Here is a 234-nt window from a genome sequence, read left to right on the forward strand (position 1 = left end):
GCAGTGGCCGGCCGCAGGCCGGGCCGCCTCTGGCTCGAGCCGCTGCAGCGCGGCGCCTGGCTGTGGCTGCAGCCGGCCAACCACACCGAACGCCCCGACAGCCTCAACTGGCAGCTCGCCCCCGCGGCCTACCTGGCGCTGGCGGCGGCCGGCCTGGCGGTCGTGCCCTGGTCGGCGACGCTGATCGCCACCGACCTCAGCACCGGCATCGTGCTCTGGGGCTCGGTGGAGGCA

The 234-nt window shown here is 76.5% G+C and carries 1 protein-coding gene; it reads left to right on the forward strand.

Annotated elements, in window-relative coordinates; all coding sequences use genetic code 11:
* Positions 1–234 (forward strand): hypothetical protein (locus tag MTCD1_RS20355; protein WP_235013426.1); only part of this gene is annotated, 234 nt, incomplete at both ends.

The sequence above is a fragment of the Colwellia marinimaniae genome, assembly GCF_002207865.1.
Lineage (GTDB): Bacteria > Pseudomonadota > Gammaproteobacteria > Enterobacterales > Alteromonadaceae > Colwellia > Colwellia marinimaniae.